Here is a 9,489-nt window from a genome sequence, read left to right as displayed (position 1 = left end):
AACACCAATAGCAACTTTTACTGATGGGAAAACGCACTGGCAAGAGAAGGTTGAATTGCTCAACCATATCTGACAAAAATCGCGTTTGAAAAATAGGCAACTGTCAGGTCAAGTCTAAACTTATACACCTAATACGTTTAGTGATTGACCTGCCCACAAAAAATAAAAGTCTCTTTTATAATTTTTCTGCATAAATCTTCTCACCAAGCGTAGAGATTGAATTCAAATATTTGAAAGATGACGGTCGTAGCGGTCGCAGCCATGGATTATTGATAATTTCCCACGTATCAATATTAGCATACACTGGATTACTAACCGCTTTTATTAATAGCTCTTTTTCTGTTTCAAGCATTCTTTACTCCTTTCCTTCACTAGACACAGCCCAATTTTGCTTCGAATTCATGAGAGATTGTAACTATATATCAGAGAATATAACGACCTCTTTCAGTTAAGCATCCAACTAATTATTACCTAACCTCCTAACTGCAAACATACTCTTCCGTAAGCAGTATCACGCCGATTATATCCTATACCAAGATAAACATTAACCGTATTAATTCAAATAAAAATACTGTATTTTAGCATTCTCAAAACAGTAGGTATCAAACTAGTTGTCACCCGATTTCTTGTGCACTAAGCACTTATCTTGTTTACATTATTGTCACCATTATGCTTGTTAAGATGAACCAAAGTCTCGTATTGTCAGTTGCATGTGTTGCCTGATCACCTAGATGAATTACAGTTGCTTGGATTTTTTTATAAAGCTGCTTAGGTGATTTTAACAGTCCCATATCCTGTGGACCTATATGCTTTTAGTGGAGAGCATCGTCGCACCGATTAGTCCAACAATTTCTCTTGTTAATGACACTACGGTACTTAGGTACTTAGGTACTTCCATTAACAAAAATTAACGGCTTTTACATCCATGCAAATAACTAATCAACAACTCTCGTGTTTTTAATGCTCTCCCATGTAAACACGCATCTAAATTCAAGCGAATTAGTTTTTGTAATACAGCGAGCTCTTTGTTATTCCAACAAGATACAGGTTCACCCAGTTTTAAAATTGTCTTACCTAATACTCCATTCCCTGGTGTAGTTTGATAAAATGCTGATAAGGCTGACATCTCATAATATCCGTTTGGATCAATTGGATTATCTTTCTCATCGAACTGATACGAAAAGCCATAACCAATGCTCTCTAATAATTGTAATTCAAAGTAGCGTAATAAAGGTGCTACCTCATCAGTCATAAGTCCACTGATCACTGCAAGATAGCAGTCAAATAATTTTTTATCATGATGATCAAAAGGGAGTAACCAATATAACAGTTCGTTTAAATATAAACGTGATAACTGTGATAAATAACTGCCTAAGGTATAGCTTTTTTCAAGCTCTACATATTTGATGGTTGATAAGGCTTCAGCTGAATGTGCAAGTTTTATTTCAACATTTAGTAAACAAAATGGTTCATATAAAAATGCTGTCCTTTTTGTTTTACTCACTCGAGCAACTGCACTCACCTTACCATGAGATTGCAACCATAAGGTTAATAACAGTGAAGACTCTTTGTATTTTCGGCTGTGCAAAATCACTGCATTTTCAAGGTTATCACGCATTTAGATTTAGCTGCTCAATTAAATTCAAAATTAACAACGCATCTTGGCGCTTATGCTCAGGTAATGAAAAATATTCCACTAAATCGGTGATTTGATAGTCCTTAATCTTCATCCATGTACCTTGCTGTAAATTGTCCTTCAACCATTTACCCATTGCTAGTAAATAAGGACTACCAATAGCAGCAAAATAATAGCGATTATCGTCACATGCAATAATAATCTGCTGCATGCCTTCCCCTATTTTAACTTGCTTTAAAACGGTTTTACTTGGCAGAAAATCTGTAGAATTAATATTATCTAAAAGCGAGAGTACTTTTTTACTGTACATCTACACCCCCATACCACATTGCTCTGATAATGCTCTTAATTTTGTTACCGCAGCAACAACGGAATCTGCTGCTATATGTACTTCTCTTACAGTTGTATATTGTCCAAATGAAAAACGTAAACTTGCATGTGCTTGCTGCTGACTCAAACCGATATTTAATAATACAAATGAAGGTTCAATGCTTGCTGAGTTACAAGCTGAGCCCATCGATACAGCAAGGTTATGTAACATTGCAACCAATGCTTCACCGTCAACTCCTTCGAAAGTGATATTAACAATGCCAGGATAACTGTTTGCCAGTGGTGTATTAATCGTAATATTTGGTAAAGCTTCTATCTTTTTTAAAAAAATCGCTCTTAAGTTTTCAACGTGTCTATAAAAAGAGTTACCTTTTTTTTGCATAAGTACACAAGCCTGTCCTAAGCCCACAATTTGATGAGTAGCCAAGGTCCCCGAGCGATAACCATTTTCATGCCCCCCACCATGAATTAAGGGTGTTAATTTCACTTTAGGCTTTCTACGTACATAAAGTGCACCTACACCTTTAGGTCCATAAATTTTATGTGCTGAAATCGATAGCAAATCAATGTTCATCGCTCTAACATCAACATCAATTTTACCAAAGCCTTGCGCAGCATCCACATGAAATAAAATCTTGTTTTCTTTACATAAAGCGCCAATTTCTGCTAAAGGATAGCATGTTCCAAGCTCATTGTTGACTGCCATAAGCGACACTAAAATCGTATCTGGTTGTATTGTTTGCATGACTTGTTCAGCTGTAATCTGACCCTTTTGATCGGGTACTAAATAGCTTACTGTATAGCCTTTTGTCTCAAGGTAAGCACAAGTATCAATCACAGCCTTATGCTCAATCGAAGATGTAATAATATGCTTGCCTTTATTGGCATAAGCATCTGCAACCCCTTTTATTGCAAGGTTATCGGATTCAGTAGCACCTGATGTAAACACAATTTCTCGACTGTCGGCACAAATTAATAATGCAACCTGCTGCCTTGCTTTATCCACAGCCTCTTTTGCATACCAACCATATTCATGAGTGTTGGATGCAGGATTCCCAAATATATTTTCAAAACTTAAATATTTGAGCATTTCGTCAATAACTTCTTGTGCAACGGGTGTTGTAGATGCGTAATCAAGGTAGATTTGCTTCATTGCTTTGTCTGACTAGTTTATTTCTGGTTGTAGTCTATCATAAATAAGTGTGACACAAATCCTTTCAGACTAAGCAATTACAATTTCTAACTTTTTTCTCGTCAAAATGCTGCTCTTTAAACCAAAATGATTAAGCTATACACGAACAAGCGATAGAATATCAGAAAACACACCTGCTGCTGTTACTTCTGTCCCCGCACCAGCACCTCTAATCACCATAGGTGTATTACAATAGCGTTTAGAATAAATCAAAACCATATTATCCACACCTGTTAAATTCACAAATGGGCTTGTTTCTTCTAACGGCAAAACAGAAACAACAACCTTACCGCTGACATTAATTTCACCAATAAAATGTAGTGCAGCTAATTTGCCTTTGAGCTTCTTAAATTTATCCGTTAATGCCTGATCATAATCTGCAACCTTTGCCAAGAACACTTCTTTTGTACAATTTCTTAATTCAGTGGGTGTTAAGTTCTGCACGTTAATATCACTTAACTCGATACTTAAGCCAATTTCACGTGCTAAACATACCACTTTACGTGCCACATCCATGCCAGATAAATCTTCACGTGGGTCAGGTTCAGTGTAGCCATCGTTATAAGCTAACATTAAACTTTCAACAAAAGTTTTGCCTTGATTTATCTGATTGAAAATAAAGCTTAATGTTCCTGAAAAAACTCCTTTAATCTTAGTAATTTTATCTCCCGTTAGTTGCATACTTTGAATAGTACTAATCAAAGGCAAGCCCGCACAAACATTTGTTTCATATTTAAATTCAACGTTATGCAGCTGAGCAGTTGCTCTTAATGTTTGATAATAAGCCATCGATTGGGTATTGGCATATTTGTTTGGTGTCACAATACTCATCCCATTTTGCAAAAACTTAATATAACTTTCAGCAATTATACTATTTGCCGTTGCATCCACGATCACTTTATGTGCACAAGATAAAGCTTGCATATGATTTATTAACTGATCAAGGTCAGAGTGACCACCAACGTTTGTTTTAAGCAAACCTAATAGATTTTCTTTTACTAATAGATCATCTGCATAAAGCGCATTTGTAGAATTCAATAGAGCAACCAACTGTAAATTGATGCTTTTTGCCTCAAGATTTGCTTTTTGTGCTTGCAACTGTTTAATCAGTTCGCTACCAACTCCACCAGTACCAATAATTGCAACTGCCAAGTTTTGTAGAGGTGGGTTCTTTGCTTGCTGATGAATCAAATTAAGCGCCAAATCCTCATCTAATTGTTTAACCGTCACTGTGATGCTACGTTCAGATGAACCTTGTGTAATCGCATGAATATTGATTTTAGCATCAGCTAATGGTTTAATCACGCGTGCCAACGCACCAGGCTGTGCTCTTAAACCATCTCCCACCGCCGTGACAAGTGCATAACCTATTTCGCAGTAAATATGCTCTATATCTCCACGCTCAATCTCTGCTTTAAAATGCCGTTCAAGCGCTTTAGTTGCCTTCTTAGCAAACTTAGATTCAATGGCAAAGCAAATCGAGTATTCGGAACTTGACTGTGAAATCATCATCACTGAAACTTGCGCCTGCTCAAGTACTGAAAATACCTTTGCTGCCATACCTGACACACCGATAATACCAGCACCTTGCACACGCATGAGTGCCACATTGGAAATACTTGTTAATCCTTTGATAAGATACTGAGCAAGGTTTTCTTGATCAAGTTTTTTTACAATCACCGTTCCAGGATCTTGTGGGTCAAAACTACTTTTAATCTCAATTGGAGTACCCATTTCCATCATTGGATTAATCGTTAATGGATGCACGACTGACGCACCAAAATAAGCAAGCTCCAAAGCTTCTTTATATGATAATTGTTTAAGCTGCCTTGCATTTTTTACAACTTGAGGATTAGCACTATATATACCAGCTACATCCGTCCAAATAACAAGCTTATTCGCCTGTAACAATTTAGCAAAAATTGCCGATGAGTAATCACTGCAATTCATACCTAAAATACTACGATTACCCTCTTGGTTTTGTGCAATAAATCCAGTAATAATGTAAATCTTATTCGCTCTATCGATAATATGTTTATCAACGGCTTGTTGGCTTCTTTGCCAATCAATTACCACAGGCTTTTGATGGTCATCGATAAATAAAACGGTAGACGCATCAACAAACTGAGCTTGAATATCATTTTGCTGTAATACTACTGTTAAAATCTGTGCTGACCACAGCTCACCAAACCCAAGAATGAAGTATTCCAGAGCATCCCCACAAATGCCACTTAAACAAATAGTCAACAATATTTGTTTTAAATACTCAATATCCTTTTTAAAAATTTTGATTACACTTTTATTATCTGGACATAAGCCATTGATTAGTGTCATATGATGTTCACTAATCTGCTCAAGCACCTTATGATTACTTTTATTCTCTAAAGCAAGTTCAATTGCCTTTTTTAATAAGCTGGTCGTTTTCCCACTTGCAGAAACAACGACTGATTGTGCTGTGGTGCCAATAATTCTCATCACGTGTTTAATTTTAATAACATCTGCAAGGCTACTCCCGCCAAACTTGTGCACCACATATTCCATTTTATAAACCACCTTAGGAAAACTGCCATGAAACACCATTATATAAAGATTATTGAGCATAATTCATCATAAAAAAAATGATTTTTCCATGGTTTACTTATTAAAAACTTAGTAGTTCCTAGTGATTTTTAATGATGAGTTATGACACTTCTGTCTATGTATTTGCAAATTCAAATAAATGGCGGCACAATAGCCATACTCTTTTTTATTATTACTTTTTAATTTCTATGTCACAAAAAATAATTGTTGGTGCTTCTGGTGGTGTAGATTCCTCTGTTGCTGCCTTGTTATTAAAACAACAAGGCTTTGATGTCACGGGGGTTTTTATGAAAAATTGGGAAGAAGACGACACAGATGAATTCTGCTCTGCCAAAGAGGATATTAAAGATGCTCAAAGCATTTGCCAAAGCATTGGTATACCATTCCAAAGAATCAACTTTGCAGCGGAATATTGGGATCATGTTTTTGAATATTTCTTAGAAGAGTATAAAGCAGGACGCACACCTAACCCTGACATTTTGTGCAACAAAGAGATTAAGTTTAAAGCTTTTTTGGACTATGCCAAACAATTGGGGGGGGAATATATTGCCACAGGACATTACGCACGTAAACGTACCCTTGAAAACGGCGAGCATCAACTATTAAAAGGACTAGATCATAACAAAGATCAATCTTATTTTCTATACACATTAGGACAAGACCAACTTCAATATACACTATTCCCTATTGGTGAGCTTGAGAAACCTAAAGTACGTGCTATTGCTAAAAAGCATGGGCTTATCACATATAATAAAAAAGATAGTACAGGGATTTGCTTTATTGGTGAGCGTAAATTCAAAGCTTTCTTGAATCAATATTTGCCAGCACAACCAGGTGAAATTCATGATGAAAACGGCATTGTTATTGGCAAACATGATGGTCTTATGTACTATACAATTGGTCAACGGCAAGGCTTAGGTGTAGGTGGTGTTAAAAATCGTCCTGAAATTCCGTGGTTTGCTGCGAAAAAAGATTTAAAAAACAACGTGCTTATAGCTGTTCAAGGGCATAATCATCCACTTTTGTTCAAAGATAACTTAACAGCAATTAAGCTAGATTGGATAAAAGGAGAAGCACCTGATCGAGAATTTACATGCACAGCTAAAACACGCTATCGCCAGGCTGATCAAGCTTGCACGGTTTACATTCAAAAGGATAAAACACATGTTAAATTTGAAAAACCACAACGCGCCATCACCCCTGGTCAATCAGTCGTATTTTATAATGGTGAAGTTTGCTTAGGTGGCGGGGTAATCGAATAAGTATTTGAAAGCCTTTTATTTTTCTGAATTTTCCTGCATAAGTTTCTTATATTTTTTCTCAATCATCTGACGTTTTAATGGCGATAAATGATCAAAATAGGTAATTCCATCTAAATGATCAATTTCATGCTGGATACAACGTCCATGATAACCATCACATTCTAGTTCATACATCTCACCAAATTCATTTAATGCACGCATTTTTATCCATGCTGCACGCTTGACTTTTGCTGATACCCCAGGAAAAGATAAACATCCCTCTTCTTCATAAATCTCACCTTTACGCTCAATGATCTCAGGATTAATTGCAACAAATTTCTGATCTTTATTTTCTGAGCCATCCATTATAAATAAACGCATATTAAGCCCAACTTGAGTTGCAGCCAACCCCCCTCCATGATTTTCATACATTGTCTCAAACATATTGGCAATGGTGATACGTAAATAATTATCAATCTTATCTATAGAAACAGGATTTGCCCTTTTTTTTAAAAAGGGATGTGGGTATTTTAATATTTCTAGTTTTGCCATCTGTACTGGTACTGTTATTTTTAGCTTCACTTAAATTAGTTCAAGTGTAACACAACTTAGTATTAATCTTAAAACATAACGTGTAAATTCTGATTTCATTTAGACATTATCTGCATTACAGTCTTTCTATTTAAAACCAACTAAATCCAGGAAGTTTTAGCTGGTGTGGCAATTACACAGCACAATAATAAAAAAAACATGAAATCTTTTTGCTAAAAAAGATAAATGATATATTATAACATTTACTTTTTATCCAGGAGAATTATCATGCTCAAAAAACTGACTTGTTTAACCTTCATATTCATTACAACTATACTACTTTACAACCAAGCCACTGCGGAAATTAAAGTCGTAGCAGCAGAAAACTTCTACGAAAACGTTGCAAGCTTAATTGGTGGAGACTATGTTACAACAACTAGCATCATTAACAACCCTGATGCTGACCCACATCTTTTCACTACTTCAACTCAAACTGCGATTGCTATAAATAACGCACAAGTTGTAATTTACAATGGTGCCGATTATGATCCCTGGATAAAACAATTATTAAATGCACAAAGTAATAATAACATTACAATTATTGATGTTGCTGCTCTTATGAACGCCAAAAGTGGTGATAACCCTCACCTATGGTATAACCCCAATACCTTTCCAACATTAGCTAAAAAATTAACAACTGTTTTTAGCCAATTAGAACCAGAGTATGAAAAGACCTTTAAACTCAACATGAAAACATTTGATGAACGTTATCAAATGGTTTATGCCAAAATAAATGAAATAAAGGGACACTTTGCAGGAACAGCCGTTACCGCAACTGAGCCTGTTTTTGGCTATATGGCAGAAGCACTTGGTTTAAAAATGTTAGGCGAAAAATTTCAGTGGGCAATAATGAATGATGCTGAACCGACACCTAAAATGCTTATTGACTATCAAAATCTATTCAATCAAAAAAAAGTAAAGGTTTTATTCTACAATCAACAAGTTCAGGATAATGTGATCGACAACATTCTAAACCTTGCTACAGAGAATCAAATCCCAACAGTTGGAATATCAGAAACCATGCCACAAAATGACAATGTGATTACTTGGCTTAACGCAAATTTAGAGGAGACACAAAAGGCACTAGAAAAAGCCTTTAATAAGCAAAATTAAACAGGACACTCTATAAAATAGCGACGCTATTCCAACAAAAGTAAAAGTAATACAATAATTAAATGACACTAATACTTCACTCAGAACGCAAAATAATGAATATGCAACAAACTATCATACGATGCCATAACCTTGTGCTTGGGCATGGTAAACACCAATTATCCAAACCAATCAACCTTAGTCTTTACCAAAATCAATGGTTAGGAGTTGTTGGTGAAAATGGTATCGGAAAATCCACTTTTTTAAAAAGCATTTTAGGAATCCAACCACCTATCTCTGGACAATTAACAGTATTTGATAAACCCGTGGGGATTTGTAACGATTTAATCAGCTATATCCCACAGGAACGTGAGCTTAATCTAAGCCAGCATATTTCTGGTAAAACGCTTGTAAAAGCAAGTTTTAAATCCAATAAATTCGGCATGCCTTTTTTTGGTCAAAAATTCAATAAAATGCTTGATCAGTTGTTTGAGATCGTTGGCGCATCAAGCTATGCAAATCAAGCTTTTGAAACTCTATCTGGCGGTCAAAAAAAACGCATCTACCTCATACAAGCATTAGTTAACAGTCCCAAATTACTTTTATTAGATGAGCCTTTAGCTGACCTTGATCCGCAAGCCAAACATGATTTTATCGATGCGCTCAAGAAAATTCATCGATCACAAAATATTACTTTATTGATAATTTCACATGATATGCACGAAATTGCGCACGAGTTGGATAATTTTATTCATTTTAAAAATGGTCACGTCCATTTATGCCCACAATTACCCTGTTTGACGGAGGATAAAAGTGTTATTTTATAG

Annotated in this window: 9 protein-coding genes; 3 read left to right on the top strand and 6 right to left on the bottom strand. The window is 35.7% G+C overall.

What is annotated here, in order from left to right; genetic code table 11:
* Window positions 1–175: 175 nt before the first annotated feature.
* The 5 genes from DNJ77_RS09905 to thrA form a co-directional block, all read right to left on the bottom strand.
* Entirely contained in the window at window positions 176–352 is a 177-nt protein-coding gene (locus DNJ77_RS09905; RefSeq protein WP_157966559.1) for a hypothetical protein, read from the bottom strand.
* A gap of 555 nt (window positions 353–907) precedes the next feature.
* Window positions 908–1,618 (bottom strand): DNA repair protein RecO, encoded by a 711-nt coding sequence (recO, locus tag DNJ77_RS02410; protein WP_116963405.1) that lies wholly within the window; start codon window positions 1,616–1,618, stop codon window positions 908–910.
* A complete protein-coding gene (locus DNJ77_RS02405; RefSeq protein ID WP_116963404.1) occupies window positions 1,611–1,946 on the bottom strand; it encodes a hypothetical protein in 336 nt (111 codons plus the stop codon). The genes recO and DNJ77_RS02405 overlap by 8 nt, the downstream gene beginning before the upstream one ends.
* A complete protein-coding gene (locus tag DNJ77_RS02400; protein WP_116963403.1) occupies window positions 1,947–3,119 on the bottom strand; it encodes an IscS subfamily cysteine desulfurase in 1,173 nt (390 codons plus the stop codon). It lies immediately after the preceding gene.
* A gap of 135 nt (window positions 3,120–3,254) precedes the next feature.
* The gene (gene thrA / locus DNJ77_RS02395) at window positions 3,255–5,759 is read right to left on the bottom strand and encodes a bifunctional aspartate kinase/homoserine dehydrogenase I (RefSeq protein ID WP_239986720.1); all 2,505 of its coding nucleotides are present in this window, start codon (window positions 5,757–5,759) and stop codon (window positions 3,255–3,257) included.
* Window positions 5,760–5,926: 167 nt separating this feature from the next.
* Between thrA and mnmA the strand changes: the two genes are divergently transcribed.
* A complete protein-coding gene (mnmA, locus tag DNJ77_RS02390) occupies window positions 5,927–7,000 on the top strand; it encodes a tRNA 2-thiouridine(34) synthase MnmA (protein WP_116963401.1) in 1,074 nt (357 codons plus the stop codon).
* 15 nt (window positions 7,001–7,015) lie between these two features.
* Here mnmA and def read toward each other — a convergent pair whose 3' ends face one another.
* Entirely contained in the window at window positions 7,016–7,531 is a 516-nt protein-coding gene (def, locus tag DNJ77_RS02385; protein ID WP_116963400.1) for a peptide deformylase, read from the bottom strand.
* Between the two features lie 267 nt (window positions 7,532–7,798).
* On the opposite strand from def, the gene DNJ77_RS02380 reads away from it, so the two are divergent.
* Window positions 7,799–8,683: a metal ABC transporter solute-binding protein, Zn/Mn family gene (locus DNJ77_RS02380; RefSeq protein ID WP_157966558.1), complete on the top strand. Its 885-nt coding sequence runs from the start codon at window positions 7,799–7,801 to the stop codon at window positions 8,681–8,683.
* Between the two features lie 113 nt (window positions 8,684–8,796).
* On the top strand, window positions 8,797–9,489 hold the full coding sequence (locus DNJ77_RS02375; protein ID WP_192877925.1) for an ATP-binding cassette domain-containing protein: 693 nt from the start codon (window positions 8,797–8,799) through the stop codon (window positions 9,487–9,489).

It is taken from the genome of Fastidiosibacter lacustris, from assembly GCF_003428155.1.
GTDB lineage: Bacteria > Pseudomonadota > Gammaproteobacteria > Francisellales > Francisellaceae > Caedibacter > Caedibacter lacustris.
Note: the sequence above shows the minus strand (reverse complement) of the source record. Positions and strands in the feature narration are given on the sequence as shown.